The organism is Leisingera sp. NJS204, from assembly GCF_004123675.1.
Taxonomy (GTDB): Bacteria; Pseudomonadota; Alphaproteobacteria; order Rhodobacterales; family Rhodobacteraceae; genus Leisingera.
This window is the reverse complement of the sequence record NZ_CP035417.1, coordinates 330,841-344,896: the sequence shown is the minus strand read 5'-3', so window position 1 is coordinate 344,896 and position 14,056 is coordinate 330,841. Positions and strand designations below refer to the sequence as shown.

Sequence of the window (14,056 nt, the reverse complement as noted above, 5' to 3'; positions counted from 1 at the left end):
CTGCACAGGGATTTCAAGCTCCGTTTACACCGCTCGGCAGGATGCAATCTGAAAAGTTGTCAGCTGACAAATCCTGGACAATTGTATCTATCAGACGGCCAGGCCCCGTGCGAACAGCCTGCCGAATTGCGGTTGCGGCTCCGTAACACCTGCAAGACGCAGCATGTGCCAGGCCAGCGCCTGGTTGCTGGAGATCACCGGTACCCCGGTTTGCGCCTCAATCTCTGGAATGATCTGCAGGCAACGCAGGTTGGTACAGGAAATCACGATGGCATCGCATTCCCCTGCCTGGGCAACCTGCTGCGCCGCATCCGCAATGGCCGCCTCGGTGATCCGCGCCACCACCCGGTCGTCCATTTCCTCAAACGAGCCAAAGCCTGCGATTGCAAATCCCGCATCTTCCAGATTGGCCCGCATCTGCGCTGAAACCTCTGGCAAGTACGGCGTGACAAACCCCAGCCGGGAGGCGCCCAGCGCCCTGCCCGCTGCAATGATCGCCGCCAGCGGGTCGGTCACCTTGGCCTTGGGCAAGACCGTCTGCACCGCTTCGGAAACCTTGGCCGAGCCGATCACGGTTGACGCCGAGGTACAGCCATAGCCGATCACATCAAAGTCGAGGGAAGACGGGAACAACCGGGCCGAGGCCGGCAGATCCGCTTGCATCTGTACCAGGGTTTCAGGCCGGACCTCAGGCACCATCGGAATGCGGCTGTGATAAAGCGCCACGCCGTCCCGCGCCATCATCCGGGAGAATTCCGGCTCCAGCGTCTCATCGGTTTCCAGCACGATCACACCCAGGGTCGCGCGGGTGCCGATGCCGGCGTCCGTGTCATAAGGGAGCTTCATCGCGGGTCCTCCTTCAGATCACCGGCAGTTCAGGCGCGGCGCGGGTTGTCAGCAATTCCGCACCACCAGCGCGCACCACAATGTTTTCCTCATGCACCATGATCTTGCCGTCACCGTACCCCAGCGAAGGCTCCAGCGTCAGCACCATGTTTTCCTCGATCACCGTCCCGTCAAACACCGCGTGCGAGGGCCATTCGGTCAGCTGCATTCCCAATCCGTGGCCCAGCCGGCCTACATCGCCGCCCTGATCGTCCAGCTCTGCAATCACGTCCTGCATCGCCTGGAACAAATCCCGGCAGGTGGCGCCGGGTTTGGCGGCAGCAATCCCGGCCTCGGTCGCCCGCCACAGCACGTCATAGGCCCGGCGCGACAGATCGTCGGCGCGGCCGATGGCAAAGTTGCGGTCAAAATCGCAAAAATACCCGTCCCAGGTGGCACCGGTATCCAGCATCACAATGTCGCCTGCCTGCAACGGCCGGCCGGTCGGTGGTGAAATCACGTCGCTATAGCCGCCCTGATCGGCGCCGCCGACCAGATAGGGCACGTCATCCGCGCCTTGCGCCAGGGCTTCGCGGCGGAAGGCACGGAACAGATCCTCGAACGGCTGGCCTTTCTGGGCGATCTGCGGCACCTGCGCAAAGCTGCGCGAGCCGATGGCGCAGATATGCGCTAGTTTTTCGATCTCCGCCGCGGATTTCACCATCCGCAGGCTGCGCACCAGCGGTGTTGCATCCGCGACCTTCAGCCCCGGCAAGCCGGTCATCAGGCGTTCATAATCACCCAGCGGCATCCGCAGCGCGGTTTCATGCCCTTTCATGATGCCAATGCTGCCGCCGCGCCCGGCAATCGGCGACAGCAGCTCTGTCAGCAGGCTGAGGCCGTCGTCCTGGGGCGCAGGGGCGCTCCAGGTGCGGATATCCTCGATCCAGGTGCGGTGCATCAGGTCGGCGCCGATTTCCGGGATGATCGCAATGGGTTTGCCCGCAGGCGGCACAAACAGGAACCAGGGCCGGGTCGGGCTTTGCCAGAACAGGGTGTGAAAACCACTGAAATAGCGCACTTCAGGCTCGGTCAGCAGCAACAGCCCATCAAGCCCCTGCTGTGCCATCAGCGCCTGCGCCTTTTGGGTCCGGGCAGCGAATTCCGCGTCCGGGAACCCGCGCATGGGCGCATTAGACATTGTTTTCTCCGGCCATGATCGCAGCGTAGATCGCCGGGTCGGTGACACCTTCAGAGCCGATCAGCAGAACCCTCGAGTCTGGCCCCAGCCCCAGCTGTTCGGCCAGATCCGGCGCCTGGCAGGCGGCAATCAGGGCTGCAAGGCCCGCAACTGCGCTTTCACCCGCTTCAACCGCCGGATCGCCGGTTTCCGCATTGGCCAGCAGCCGCACCGCAGGGGCCACAATGCTGTCCGGGATGGTCAGAAAATCCGAGGCTTCCTCGGCCAGGATTTCCCAGGCCATTCCCGACGGCTCGCCGCAGGACAGGCCCGCCATGATGGTTTCTTCCCGGATTGCGAAATTGGTCGCCTTGCCGTTGCGGGCGCTGTCGAACAGGCAAGCGGCCAGTTCCGGCTCAACGATCACAACCCGCGGTGCCTCGGCGCCATAGTACTGCCGCAGCGCCGCCGCGACCGAAGCCGCCAGACCGCCGACACCGCCCTGCAGAAAGACGTGTGTCGGCGCTTGCTCCAGAGTCTCGCAAACTTCGCGGGTCATCACGCAGTAACCGGCCATCACATCGCGCGGCGGCTCGGTGTAGCCTTCCCAGGAGGTATCCGAGACCACGAACCAGCCGTTTTCCTCGGCTTCTTTCTTGGCCAGCAGCACGGATTCATCGTAATCGCCGGTGATACGGATCACCTCGGCACCCAGTTCGCGCATGGCGACAGCGCGGCCTTCGCTGACCTCGGCGTGTATGTAGATCCGGCAGGGTGCGCCGAACCGCTGGCAGCCCCAAGCCAGCGAGCGGCCATGGTTGCCATCAGTGGCAGACACCAGGGTGATCCCGGCGCAGGCCTGTTTATGGGCGCCCTTGCGGATATCTTCCAGGCTGACGTCCTGGCCCGATTGGCGGCTCAGCTCGCGCTGCAGCACCCGCAACGCTGCATAAGACCCGCCCAGCGCCTTGAAACTGCCCAAGCCGAACCGCGGTCCTTCGTGTTTATAATCAATCCGGCCTACGCCGATCTTGTCCGCCAGCCCTGCCAGCGAGACCAGCGGCGTCGCTTCATAGCCGTCCCAAGCGGTGATTTCTGCACAGGCATTGCTAAAATCCTGCTCGGACAGAACGGTATAAGCGGCATCGCCGGGTTTCGGGCTGCCTGCCGTGTGGCGCATGGCAACAGTAAAGTGTTCAAACATGGTCAGTCCTTTCCCGCTGGCAGCCGGTCACGCACCAGCTGCACCCAGAACTCTGCGCCAATAGGCAGCAGAGCGTCGTTGAAATCATAATCCGCCGCATGCAGCGGCTGGCCGTTCGGCCCGTCCTCGCCATTGCCCATCAGCAAAAAGCAGCCCGGAACAGCGGCGGCGAAATGGGCAAAATCTTCGGAAAAGCTCATCGGCGGACGGTTGCGGATCACCTCGCAACCCGCCGCTTCGCCCGCACGGCAGGCAGCTTCGGCCGGGCCTTCCGCATTGATGGTTTCGACAAATTCGGTGTTGAAGCTCATCTCAACCTCCACCGCATGGGTGGCCGCAACACCAGCCGTAATCTGGCGCATGAAACTTTCAATGGCCTCGCGGTCCGCAGGCACCCGTGCGCGCACGTCGCCCTTCAGCACGGCGTGACCCGGCAGCACATTGCGCTGGCCGTTTGTCAGGAACTCGGTGACCGAGACCACCGCGCCCGCCCCCGGCGCCAGCTTGCGCGAAACGATGGTTTGCAGCGCCAGCACCATTTCCGCCCCGACGGTGATGGCATCAACCCCCGCCTGCGGCATCGAGGCATGGCCGCCCTGCCCTTTGATCGAGATTTCAAACAGGCTTTCGCTGCCGCAAATCTGGCCCGGACGGGTCGAAACCTGCCCCACCGGCGCGCCGGGCAGATTGTGAATGGCATAGACTTCTTCGATCGGGAACCGCTCCAGCAGCCCCTCGGAAATCATCGCCTGCGCGCCCAGCCCGTGTTCCTCATTGGGTTGAAAGATGAACACAACAGTGCCGTCAAACCCCTGCTCCTGCACCAGCCGTTCCGCGGCGCCCAACAGCATTGTCATATGGCCGTCATGGCCGCAGGCATGCATTTTGCCCGGCGTTTCAGAAACATAACCGTGGGTGGAGGTTTCAGTGATCGGCAGCGCATCCATATCGGCCCGCAGCCCGATGGCCCGGTTGCCGGTTCCCGCCCGCAGCAGGCCGGCAACACCGGCCCCTTCATGCACCTCCAGCCCAAGGCCGCGCAAATGATCGGCAACCTTGGCCCTGGTCCGGTCTTCCTGAAAGCCAAGCTCCGGATGCCGGTGAAAATCCCGGCGCAGCGCGGTCAGGCGGTCCTGAAAGCTGTTCATATGCGTTCCCCAAGCTGTTTGCAGCGACCTTATTCTGCGAAACATGACTTGGCGCGTATATTTCCCGAGCGGCTGTGACGAAATTTATTGCCGTGGACGGGTTACGGGCTGAAATTCGTATCTGTCAATAATGCAGGCCGCGCGGGCTGCAGTCCGGGATCAAAGGCCTATATTTCCTCTCCCTTTTCCAGCAGTTCCTCAATCAGCTGCCGCTGGATGCCGGGGCTGTCGCCACCGCCGAACTGCAAGGCGCCACCGGTGTAAAGCGTGCCATAGGTGCGGGCGATATTGACCGTCTGGCCGAGCGAGGAAATCAGCTGATCTTTCTCCAAGGATGACAGCGGGTGGATGAACACCGCCCAAAGCCGCCCCTTGGCCACGGCATAGCGTGCATCCAGAGCGGTGTCGAAATTGGCCTGCATCATCCGCATCATCTCTTCCGCTGTCAGCCCCTCGGCCGGGCGCAGCGGCACCATTGCCCGCATCCGGTCTGCCGTCCGGTCGGTCACGATCAGCATCGGCACGCCGGAAATGGTCAGCTGAAACCCGGTGCCCGCGGGCTGTGCGTTTTCGTCCAGCGCAAAGAGTATCCGCCCCAATCGCTCATAGGTCATCGGCGGCTCCGGGGCTTGGGGGGCTTCGGGCGCGTCCTGCGCCAAGGCAGGCACCGCAAGAACACACGCTGTCACAATCGTCCGCAACCAGGCCATAACGGCATCTCCTCATTGACACATGCACACAGGCTACTGCGCTGCGGCGCGAGGCTCCATGCACAGATGAGTGAGGCTCCGTGACTAAGCCCAAACGAAGATCGGGACGATCTGCAATATCAGGCGAACGAACGGGAATTAAACGTCCGAGATTCCGGACCTAAGTTCAACTCATCGGGCTGCACAGCCTGAACTGAACAGAACAACCCGCAACTGAACCTGATGAGGACACCGATGAAAATTCTTCTGACAACCGCCCTGATTTCGCTCTCTGCCGCCCTGTCTGCCCCGGCCTTTGCCGCGGATGAGCTCAATGTCTCCAACGGTATCTCTGCCGGCGGTGCGCCGCTGGCCGCGCATGGTGTTGACCTTGTGTCGCTGCTGGACAGCCGCAACCCGGTGGGCGGCGTGGCAAACTACTCTGCCACTGTGGATGGCGCCTCTTATTACTTCACTTCTGAGGAGAACAAGACCGCGTTCGAGGCCGATCCGGCGAAATACCTGCCGCAGCACGGCGGCTTTTGTTCCTATGGTGTGTCTGTTGGCAAGAAATTCGACGGCGACCCGGACCAGTATCTGGTGCATGACGGCAAGCTGTTCCTGTTCCTGAACGCCGCCACCCGTGCCGCCTTCCTGGAAGATGTGGCAGGCACCGCCAAAACCGCAGACACCCAGTGGGGCCAGATCAAGCACACCGCCGTCAGCGAGCTCTGATCACGAACCACACTGCGTCCCGGAGGGTCAGGCGGTCTGCTCCGTCCCGCCTGCCCTTGCACCCGCGGCTGATGCGTCAGCTGCGGGTGTTTTTGGTTGTTTGGTGTCTACGCCAGTGTTTCGCCGGCCTCGCGGCGGGCTTCAATCACGGTGATCGCCTTGGCCAGAGCTTCCTCGATGCTCAGATCGCTGGTGTCGATCAGGATGGCGTCAGCCGCCGGCCGCAACGGCGCCTCGGCACGGTTCATGTCGCGCTCGTCGCGGGCCTTCACGTCACCCAGCACCTCATCCAGCGTGGTTACCTTGCCCGCAGCGGCGAGTTCCAGAAACCGGCGCCGGGCGCGGACTTCGGCGCTGGCGGTCACAAAGAATTTCACCTGCGCATAGGGACAGATCACGGTGCCAATGTCGCGCCCGTCAAGCACTGCGCCCCCGGCCCGGCGGGCAAAGGCGCGCTGGAAGTCAATCAGTGCGGCGCGCACTTCGGCTATCACTGCCACTTTGGAGGCCGCCTGTGCCACCTCCCGCCCGCGCAGGTCGTCGCGCGCCAGGTCTTCCGGTGTCAGGTTCTGCGCGGCCTCAACCGGTGCCACACCATCCAGCATCTTGGCACCCACGGCACGGTACAAAAGACCGGTATCCAGGTGGCTGAAACCGTAATGGGCTGCCAGTGCCTTGGACAGTGTCCCCTTGCCAGCCGCCGCGGGGCCGTCGACAGCTATCGTGTAACTTTCGCTCATGTGCGCTCCAGCTTGGCGCCGAGGTCCCCCATCAGGCTCTCAAAGATCGGGAAAGATGTTGCAATCGGGCCGCCGTCATCGACCGAAACAGCCTTTTGCGCCCCCATGCCCATCACCATAAAGGACATGGCGATCCTGTGATCCAGGACGCTTTCGCAGGTGCCGCCGCCAGGCACACCGTCGATGCCAAGGCCGGTGACTTCCCACCAGTCGTCGCCTTCCTCAACCGTCACACCATTGATGCGCAGCCCCTTGGCCATCGCATCAATCCGGTCGCTTTCCTTCACCCGCAGTTCCTTGACGCCCCCCATCATGGTCTTGCCTTCCGCAAAGGAGGCAACCACCGACAGCACCGGGTATTCGTCAATCATCGAGGCGGCGCGTTCCGGCGGAACCTCGATGCCTTTCATGCCGGGCGAGTATTTGGCACGCAGATCGGCCACCGGCTCGCCGCCCTCTTCGCGCATGTTCTCGAACGTCAGATCTGCACCCATGTCCTTCAAGGTATAGTAGAGGCCCGCGCGGGTCGGGTTCAGGCCGATGTTCGGCACCAGCACGTCGGAACCGGGGGTGATCAGCGCAGCACAGACCGGGAAGGCCGCCGAGGACGGATCGCGCGGCACCGCGATCACCTGCGGTTTCAGCTCCGGACGGCCGGTCAGGGTGATGACGCGGCCCTCTTCGGTTTCCTTAGTGGTGATCTCGGCGCCAAAGCCCGCCAGCATCCGCTCGGTATGGTCGCGGGTGGCTTCCTTTTCGATCACTACGGTTTTGCCCGGTGCGTTGAGGCCGGCAAACAGCACCGCGGATTTCACCTGCGCCGACGGCACTGGCACCTCGTAGCGCACCGGCACCGGGTCAGCCGCACCCACGATGGTCATTGGCAGCCGCCCGCCGGAGCGGCCCACGGATTGGGTGCCGAACAACGCCAGCGGGTCGGTGACGCGCGCCATTGGGCGCTTGTTCAGCGATGCATCGCCAGTGAAGGTCGCGGTGATCGGAGAGGTGGCCATCACCCCCATGATCAGCCGCACCCCGGTGCCCGAGTTGCCGCAGTCGATCACATTGCCCGGCTCAGCAAAGCCGCCGACGCCAACGCCGAACACCGACCAGCTGCCGCCGCCATGGTTCACCACCTCTGCGCCAAAGGCCTGCATCGCCTTGGCGGTATCCAGAACGTCCTCGCCCTCCAGCAGGCCGGAGATCCTGGTCTCCCCCACCGACAGTGCGCCCAGGATCAGCGAGCGGTGCGAGATCGACTTGTCGCCGGGCACCTCTGCCACGCCCTTAAGCGGGTCGGCACGGTGGGAGGTCATCGGGATGGGCGTGCCGTGTCCGGACATGGGGCTTCCTTCGTCTGTCGGTACTTACTTACGTTGGCGCTATCGGTAACGGATTGGCGCTGGACGGTCCAGAGCCTTTGCCCGCCGCCCCTCCGCTGCCCTAGCCAAGGCGGCGGAAGGTCAGATAATGCGGCGTGCGGCCTTCGCGCAGGGCTTTTTGCTCATAACGGGTGGAAATCCAGTCGTCCCATGACTGGCGCCAATCAGACGGGCCATCGGCCAGCCATTCGAAACCGGCCTTTGGCACCTCTTCCAGGGTCTGGCGCACATAGTCGGGAATATCGGTTGCCACCCGGAAAATCGCACCGGGCTTCAGGCAGCGGGCCAGCGGCTCAAGATGCTCTTGGGTCACAAAGCGGCGGCGGTGGTGGCGGGCCTTGGGCCAGGGATCGGGATACAGCAGAAAGGCGCGTGAAATGGAGGCCTCGGGCAGCACATCCATCAGATCGCGCGCATCGCCGGGATGCACCGCGATATTGCCGGCACCGGCTTTGCGGATCTTGCCCAGCAGCATGGCAACGCCGTTGATAAACGGTTCGGCCCCGATGATACCGACATCGGGGTTGCTGGCAGCCTGATGCACCAGATGCTCACCGCCGCCAAAGCCGATCTCAAGCCAGACTTCTTTGCCACCGAACAGCGCGTTCAGGTCCAGCGGGGTGCGGTCCGGGTTCACATCCCAATCGACCGCACCGGGGCTGAGGCTGGCCAGATCTTCGTCAAGATAGCGCTTCTGGCTGTCTTTCAGGGTCTTGCCCTTGAAGCGGCCGTAAAAGTTGCGCCAAGGCGCGCCGCTGGCATGTTTATCGGCCGCATTGGCAACAGCGGTCCGGGCATTCTTGGTCTGGTCGTCGCGGGGCTTCTGGTCGCCGGACATACGTCTGGGCTCCTGTTCAGGGCGTCTTTTGAAAGGCTGGCCGCTCCTCTGCCGCATGCGGGCCTCGTGGTCAAGCCTGTGTCAAGCCGGCTAGCGGGTTTGCCCCTGCCGGACCTCGCGCAGAACGCCCGCTGCAATCAACCGCAATCGGCTGGGATACCATTCGCCATCCGGGTCCGTGCGCAGCGTCTCAATCGCAAAGCCTGGATCGACACCGCGCGCCACCATATAGCTGAGATGGTCATAAACCTCGCGCTGAGTATCCTCGTATATCCAGGACCCTAAATCATACGGAGTTGCCCAGCGGCGTTTTTTGCGTTCGCTGCGATAGTATTTATGCACAGCATCAGCAGGCCAGTTGCGCTGATGAAAACCGATGCTGGACCCGATTGTCATCCGCCGCCGGCTGCCGGCCAGAAAGACATCGACGCAGGCACTGATGCAGGTGCCATCAACCAAAGTGTCCAGCCCGTGTTCCAGCACCAGCCCGGCAATCTCTTCCCCGGCATAGACACTTCCGCCAATGCTGTTGAGCTGCAGCTCCGAGATTTCCGGGTTTTTCGTCAGGATATCCCGCAGCTCTAAGACATCGTCATCGGTTATTTCTGCCGGTTTTCCTTCCACCTCTGTTTCGGTGTCATAAACCAGCGTTCCGCCTTGCAGGCTGAACTTTTGCGGCAATGCCTCTTTAGCGGCCGCGGCAGACGCCAGAACCAGGCAGAAAAGTACAGTTATCACGCGCAGCATCGCGGTCCCGGCAGCTGGAAACAGTCTTCCTTGCACTATGGTGCAGCAGAGCGGTGTCTTCCAGCCTCAAAACGCCCGCTCTTCTGCCTCAATACTTCGCGCGCGAAACACCCGGTCAGCATTGCTGACCGGTCCGCCGCGCCGCAGCGCGGCGCCCGGCCCAACGGGAGAGGCGCATTCCCAGAATGCGCCGAAACGGGCGGGAGCATCACCCAAACGAAAAAGAGCGGCCCCTGCGGCCCGCTCTCTTGTTTCGATCAGCCCGGTGTCAGACTGCTTTCTTCAGCGCCCCGGCCAGGTCAGTGCGCTCCCAGCTGAAACCGCCATCGGCTTCCGGGTCGCGGCCGAAATGGCCATAGGCAGCGGTGCGCTGATAAATCGGCTTATTCAGGCCCAGATGCGAACGGATGCCGCGCGGGGTCAGATCCATCACCTGGTCGATCGCCTTTTCAATCGCTGCGGCGTCCACTTCACCGGTGCCATGGGTGTCTGCATAAATCGACAACGGCTTGGACACGCCAATGGCATAAGACAGCTGAATGGTGCATTTCTCCGCGATGCCCGCAGCCACCACGTTTTTGGCCAGATAGCGCGCGGCATAGGCTGCCGAGCGGTCCACCTTGGTCGGATCCTTGCCGGAAAACGCGCCACCGCCATGCGGGGCCGCACCGCCATAGGTGTCCACGATGATTTTACGGCCGGTAAGGCCTGCATCGCCATCCGGGCCGCCGATCACAAATTTGCCGGTCGGGTTCACGTGCCATTTGGTCGCGTCCGTCAGCCAGCCTTCGGGCAGGGTTTCACGGATGTAGGGTTCCACCAAGGCGCGGATGTCAGCCGAGGTCAGGCTCTCGTCCAGATGCTGGGTCGACAGCACCAGAGAGCTGACGCCCACCGGCTTGCCGCCATCGTATACCACCGACAGCTGCGATTTCGCATCCGGGCCCAGCGCAGGCTCAGTGCCGTTTTTGCGCACTTCCGCCAAGCGGCGCAGGATCGCGTGGGAGTACTGGATCGGCGCAGGCATCAGCGCATCGGTTTCATTGGTGGCAAAACCAAACATAATACCCTGGTCGCCGGCGCCTTCGTCCTTGTCGCCGGACGCATCCACGCCTTGGGCGATATGGGCAGACTGCTCGTGCAGCAGGTTGGTCACTTCCACGGTTTCGTGGTGGAATTTGTCCTGCTCGTAGCCGATGTCCCTGATGCAGGCACGGGTGATCTCATCGATCTTGCCCATGTAGTCGTGCAGCTTATCCTGATCGGACAGGCCGACTTCGCCCCCGATGACAACACGGTTTGTGGTGGCGAAAGTCTCAGCTGCCACGCGTGCTTCGGGTTCTTCCGCCAGGAAAGCATCCAGCACCGCATCTGAAATGCGGTCGCAGACCTTGTCCGGGTGGCCTTCGGAGACAGATTCCGAAGTGAAAGTGTAGTTCATACGGGTCATGAAAAGTGCTCCACTGGTTCCATCCTTGCCACGCCAGGAAGCCGTTGTGGCAGGTATCAAGCCGCAGTACGCGGCCCATCCGCGCGGGTCAATCTATATTCCAATAGAGTTAAGCAGCTATGACCGCGGCACAAGGGCGCGGGAGCGCAAAAAAACCGCGGCTGCAGCCAACAGGCACAGCAGGAACACCGGCCAATCCCCGGTGCGGCTGTAGAGCGTCGGCGGCAGCGGCGCAGGCAGCGCCGCGTCAATAAAACCCGCTTCACCCAGCGGCAGGCTGTTCAGCAGGGTTCCGTCCGCACCGATCATTGCAGACACACCGGTATTTGCAGCCCGGATCATTGGCAGGCCTTGCTCGATGGCCCGCATCCTGGCCTGCACCAGGTGCTGGTACGGGCCGGACCGGGTGCCGAACCAAGCGTCATTGGTGACCTGCACCAGCATGTCAGGGCGGGTCTCTGCGGCATTCACATCCTGTGGGAAAACAGCCTCGTAGCAAATCAGCGGCAAGGCGCGGCCAATTGGCAGATCCATGACATGGGGGCCAGGCCCGGCGGCATAGCCCGCACCTGCCCGCGACGCAAAGCCATAGATCCCGAACCGGGCCATGACGTCGCCAAAGGGCACATATTCCCCGAACGGCACCAGATGCGCCTTGTCATAGGCGGCAGCGGGTTGGCCATCCGTGTCCAGCAGCACCGCAGAATTGTAAAAGGCGCCGGCCTCCTCCCGCTGGATGCCCAGAAGTACCGGAACCCCGCCGGCGTTTTCGGAAATGACCCGCAGGGTGTCATCCGCATAATTCAGCAGCTGCGGCACCGCGGTTTCCGGCCAGACAATCAGATCCGGACGCGGCGCTTCGGCAGAAAAGGCAACAGCGCGGCGGACGAATTCCCAGCGGTGATCCGGATGCCACTTCAAATCCTGCGGTGCGTCGGGCTGAACGATTCGCACGGTCTTGCCTGTTGGATTTGCCTGCGGCGGAGCGGGAACGGCAAAGGCAGCGGCTGCCGCCAGTCCCAATGGCGCCAAGGCCGCCGCCGGGGCCTGCCGCAGCAAGGTCAGCGGCAGGAAGGCCGCAAGCGTCAGCAGCGCCAGCCCCTGCGGGCCGATCCATGGCAGCAGGTTTGCGGCAGGCGTATCAATCCAGAACTGTCCGAAAGCCGCCCAAGGAAAGCCGGTCAGCAGATAAGCGCGGCCAATTTCCACTAGGGACCAAGCTGCCACCAGCATCGGGATCCGCCAGGCGCCGGCGCTGAACCGGACGGCCAGTCCAAATGCAGCCCCCCAGAACAAGGCAAGCCCGCCCGCCAGGAATACCAGCGCAAAAGGCGCCATCCAGGCATGGCGTTCCGGATCAATCTGAAAGGGTTCCAGGATCCAGGACAGGCCAAAGGCAAAATACCCCAGCCCGAACAGCCAGCCGGCCAGCATCGCCGCGCGCGCCGTGGCGGCCTGCAGAACCAGCCAGCCTGCGGCACCCAAGGCAAGCGGCAGTCCGAACAAAAAGCTCCAGGGGGCAAGTGCCAGAGACGCCAGCGCGCCGCCGCCAAAGGCCAGCCCGGCCCGGGCCGGGCGGAGCTCCCGCACGGCCTGCCGCAGCCGGATTGTTGTCATGCAGCGGCGTCCGGCAACCGCACCCGCAGCCGCTTGATCCGGCGGGGATCGGCGTCCATCACTTCAAATTCAGTGCCTTCGGGGTGTTCGATCACCTCGCCGCGGGCTGGCACCCGGCCCGAGAGCATGAAGACCAGCCCGCCCAGGGTCTCGATCTCCTCCTCGTCCACGTCATCGTGGCTGGTCAGAGACTGGCCGATCTCAGTCTCGAATTCCGGCAGCGGAGTCCGGGCAAGCGCGATGTAGCATCCGGGCTTTTCCTCGAACCAGGTCTGCAGTTCATCCGCGTCGTGCTCGTCCTCGATCTCGCCCACCACCTGCTCGATCAAATCCTCGATGGTGACAAGCCCGTCCACACCGCCGTATTCGTCGATCACCAGCGCCATATGGCGGCGCTCGGCCTGCATCTTGGTCAGCAGCACCCCGATCGGCATCGAAGGCGGCACAAACAGCAGCGGACGCAGCATTTGGGACAGCTCGAAGTCCGAGGTGCCGCCGTTGAAGCCGTGGGTCAGCGAGAAATCCTTGAGGTGGACAAAACCCAGCGGCGTGTCCAGCGTGCCCTCATACACCGGGATCCGGGTAAAGCCGCTTTCGCGGAAAATGCCGACAAGGTCTTCCTTGGCGATGGAAACCGGCACGGCAGCGATTTCTGCAGATGGAATAGCGACATCCTCAACCCGCAGCCGGCGCAGGTTCATCATGCCGCGCGGTTCCGTGCCGGAAACGGGCTGTTCGCGGCCACTGTCTTCTTCGGACTGCGGCTCTGCGCTGAAGGCCCCGAAGAGCCGTGCCCAGAAACCGGTTTTCCCAGAGGCCGGCGCATCCGCTGCCGTGCCATTGATGTTCTGCAGCGCGCCCTGCGCCGCGTTAGAACTGCCTTCTATGTCGCCCATCGATCCTATCCAAAGGCCCCGCTTAAGGGGCGTCCTCACTCATATATGGGTTCGCGATACCCATTTTGCCAAGTAGCAGCACCTCAATCCCTTCCATCAATGCGGCATCGCGGTCACGAATGTGATCATAACCGAAAAGATGCAACATTCCGTGAACGATCAAATGGCTGGTATGATCGCCCAGCGGCTTGCCTGCTTCCGCCGCTTCACGGGCGCAAGTGTCATAAGAAACCGCAATGTCGCCCAGCGGGTATTCGCCGGTGAAATCCGCCTCGGGCAGCGCCGGGGTGCCGCCGTCTTCTTCCGCGGCAAGGTCTTCGGCGGGCCAGCTCAGCACATTTGTCGGCTTGGCCTTTTCGCGGAATTCGGCGTTGAGATCCGCAATGCGCGGGTCATCACAGGCCAGAAGCGAGATTTCGCAATCCTCCGGGTCCAACGCAAAATGCGCCAGAACCGCTGAGACAGCCTGTTCAGCCAGTGCTTCAAGCCCGGCCTCTTGCCAGCGGCTGTCTTCGATCGTGATGTCGAGCGTCATGGAGCCGTTGCACATACGGGGGCCAGCCCCCGCACCCCCGGAGTATTTTTACAAAGGTGAAACCCGGCAG

Annotated in this window: 14 protein-coding genes and 1 riboswitch; of the genes, 1 reads left to right on the top strand and 13 read right to left on the bottom strand. The window is 62.8% G+C overall.

The annotated features are described in order from the left end of the window. Positions 1–90 precede the first annotated feature (90 nt). The 5 genes from ETW24_RS01780 to ETW24_RS01760 all read right to left on the bottom strand — a co-directional run bounded on the left by ETW24_RS01780 (position 91) and on the right by ETW24_RS01760 (position 5,067). Complete coding sequence (locus tag ETW24_RS01780) at positions 91–846, bottom strand: maleate cis-trans isomerase family protein (protein ID WP_129369491.1); 756 nt, start codon at positions 844–846, stop codon at positions 91–93. Between the two features lie 13 nt (positions 847–859). Continuing rightward, entirely contained in the window at positions 860–2,026 is a 1,167-nt protein-coding gene (locus ETW24_RS01775) for a M24 family metallopeptidase (protein ID WP_129369490.1), read from the bottom strand. Further along, complete coding sequence (locus ETW24_RS01770) at positions 2,019–3,209, bottom strand: diaminopropionate ammonia-lyase (RefSeq protein WP_129369489.1); 1,191 nt, start codon at positions 3,207–3,209, stop codon at positions 2,019–2,021. The genes ETW24_RS01775 and ETW24_RS01770 overlap by 8 nt, the downstream gene beginning before the upstream one ends. Positions 3,210–3,211: 2 nt before the next feature. Beyond that, positions 3,212–4,357, bottom strand: a complete 1,146-nt coding sequence (locus ETW24_RS01765) for an amidohydrolase (RefSeq protein WP_129369488.1) — start codon at positions 4,355–4,357, stop codon at positions 3,212–3,214. Positions 4,358–4,524: 167 nt separating this feature from the next. Continuing rightward, positions 4,525–5,067, bottom strand: a complete 543-nt coding sequence (locus ETW24_RS01760) for a hypothetical protein (RefSeq protein ID WP_129369487.1) — start codon at positions 5,065–5,067, stop codon at positions 4,525–4,527. Between the two features lie 234 nt (positions 5,068–5,301). On the opposite strand from ETW24_RS01760, the gene ETW24_RS01755 reads away from it, so the two are divergent. Further along, entirely contained in the window at positions 5,302–5,781 is a 480-nt protein-coding gene (locus tag ETW24_RS01755) for a YHS domain-containing (seleno)protein (protein ID WP_129369486.1), read from the top strand. A gap of 107 nt (positions 5,782–5,888) precedes the next feature. Here ETW24_RS01755 and ETW24_RS01750 read toward each other — a convergent pair whose 3' ends face one another. The 8 genes from ETW24_RS01750 to ybeY form a co-directional block, all read right to left on the bottom strand. Next, positions 5,889–6,521, bottom strand: coding sequence for a (d)CMP kinase (locus ETW24_RS01750; protein ID WP_129369485.1), 633 nt, complete (start codon positions 6,519–6,521; stop codon positions 5,889–5,891). Further along, positions 6,518–7,864: a 3-phosphoshikimate 1-carboxyvinyltransferase gene (gene aroA, locus ETW24_RS01745; RefSeq protein ID WP_129369484.1), complete on the bottom strand. Its 1,347-nt coding sequence runs from the start codon at positions 7,862–7,864 to the stop codon at positions 6,518–6,520. The genes ETW24_RS01750 and aroA overlap by 4 nt, the downstream gene beginning before the upstream one ends. A 100-nt stretch (positions 7,865–7,964) precedes the next feature. Beyond that, entirely contained in the window at positions 7,965–8,741 is a 777-nt protein-coding gene (gene trmB / locus ETW24_RS01740) for a tRNA (guanine(46)-N(7))-methyltransferase TrmB (RefSeq protein ID WP_129369483.1), read from the bottom strand. 90 nt (positions 8,742–8,831) lie between these two features. After that, the gene (locus tag ETW24_RS01735; protein ID WP_129369482.1) at positions 8,832–9,488 is read right to left on the bottom strand and encodes a hypothetical protein; all 657 of its coding nucleotides are present in this window, start codon (positions 9,486–9,488) and stop codon (positions 8,832–8,834) included. A gap of 268 nt (positions 9,489–9,756) precedes the next feature. Beyond that, positions 9,757–10,938, bottom strand: a complete 1,182-nt coding sequence (gene metK, locus ETW24_RS01730) for a methionine adenosyltransferase (RefSeq protein ID WP_129369481.1) — start codon at positions 10,936–10,938, stop codon at positions 9,757–9,759. Between the two features lie 6 nt (positions 10,939–10,944). Then, a riboswitch (SAM-SAH riboswitch) is annotated at positions 10,945–10,994 on the bottom strand. Between the two features lie 61 nt (positions 10,995–11,055). Further along, complete coding sequence (gene lnt / locus ETW24_RS01725) at positions 11,056–12,555, bottom strand: apolipoprotein N-acyltransferase (protein ID WP_129369480.1); 1,500 nt, start codon at positions 12,553–12,555, stop codon at positions 11,056–11,058. Further along, positions 12,552–13,451, bottom strand: coding sequence for a hemolysin family protein (locus ETW24_RS01720; RefSeq protein WP_129369479.1), 900 nt, complete (start codon positions 13,449–13,451; stop codon positions 12,552–12,554). The genes lnt and ETW24_RS01720 overlap by 4 nt, the downstream gene beginning before the upstream one ends. Before the next feature lie 22 nt (positions 13,452–13,473). Next, positions 13,474–13,986, bottom strand: a complete 513-nt coding sequence (gene ybeY, locus ETW24_RS01715; protein ID WP_129369478.1) for an rRNA maturation RNase YbeY — start codon at positions 13,984–13,986, stop codon at positions 13,474–13,476. Positions 13,987–14,056: the final 70 nt, after the last annotated feature.

Coding starts and splice junctions, on each gene's coding strand:
- ETW24_RS01780 (WP_129369491.1), bottom strand. CDS start 846: ATGAAGCTCCCTTATGACACGGACGCCGGCATCGGCACCCGCGCGACC.
- ETW24_RS01775 (WP_129369490.1), bottom strand. CDS start 2,026: ATGTCTAATGCGCCCATGCGCGGGTTCCCGGACGCGGAATTCGCTGCC.
- ETW24_RS01770 (WP_129369489.1), bottom strand. CDS start 3,209: ATGTTTGAACACTTTACTGTTGCCATGCGCCACACGGCAGGCAGCCCG.
- ETW24_RS01765 (WP_129369488.1), bottom strand. CDS start 4,357: ATGAACAGCTTTCAGGACCGCCTGACCGCGCTGCGCCGGGATTTTCAC.
- ETW24_RS01760 (WP_129369487.1), bottom strand. CDS start 5,067: ATGGCCTGGTTGCGGACGATTGTGACAGCGTGTGTTCTTGCGGTGCCT.
- ETW24_RS01755 (WP_129369486.1), top strand. CDS start 5,302: ATGAAAATTCTTCTGACAACCGCCCTGATTTCGCTCTCTGCCGCCCTG.
- ETW24_RS01750 (WP_129369485.1), bottom strand. CDS start 6,521: ATGAGCGAAAGTTACACGATAGCTGTCGACGGCCCCGCGGCGGCTGGC.
- aroA (WP_129369484.1), bottom strand. CDS start 7,864: ATGTCCGGACACGGCACGCCCATCCCGATGACCTCCCACCGTGCCGAC.
- trmB (WP_129369483.1), bottom strand. CDS start 8,741: ATGTCCGGCGACCAGAAGCCCCGCGACGACCAGACCAAGAATGCCCGG.
- ETW24_RS01735 (WP_129369482.1), bottom strand. CDS start 9,488: ATGCTGCGCGTGATAACTGTACTTTTCTGCCTGGTTCTGGCGTCTGCC.
- metK (WP_129369481.1), bottom strand. CDS start 10,938: ATGACCCGTATGAACTACACTTTCACTTCGGAATCTGTCTCCGAAGGC.
- lnt (WP_129369480.1), bottom strand. CDS start 12,555: ATGACAACAATCCGGCTGCGGCAGGCCGTGCGGGAGCTCCGCCCGGCC.
- ETW24_RS01720 (WP_129369479.1), bottom strand. CDS start 13,451: ATGGGCGACATAGAAGGCAGTTCTAACGCGGCGCAGGGCGCGCTGCAG.
- ybeY (WP_129369478.1), bottom strand. CDS start 13,986: ATGACGCTCGACATCACGATCGAAGACAGCCGCTGGCAAGAGGCCGGG.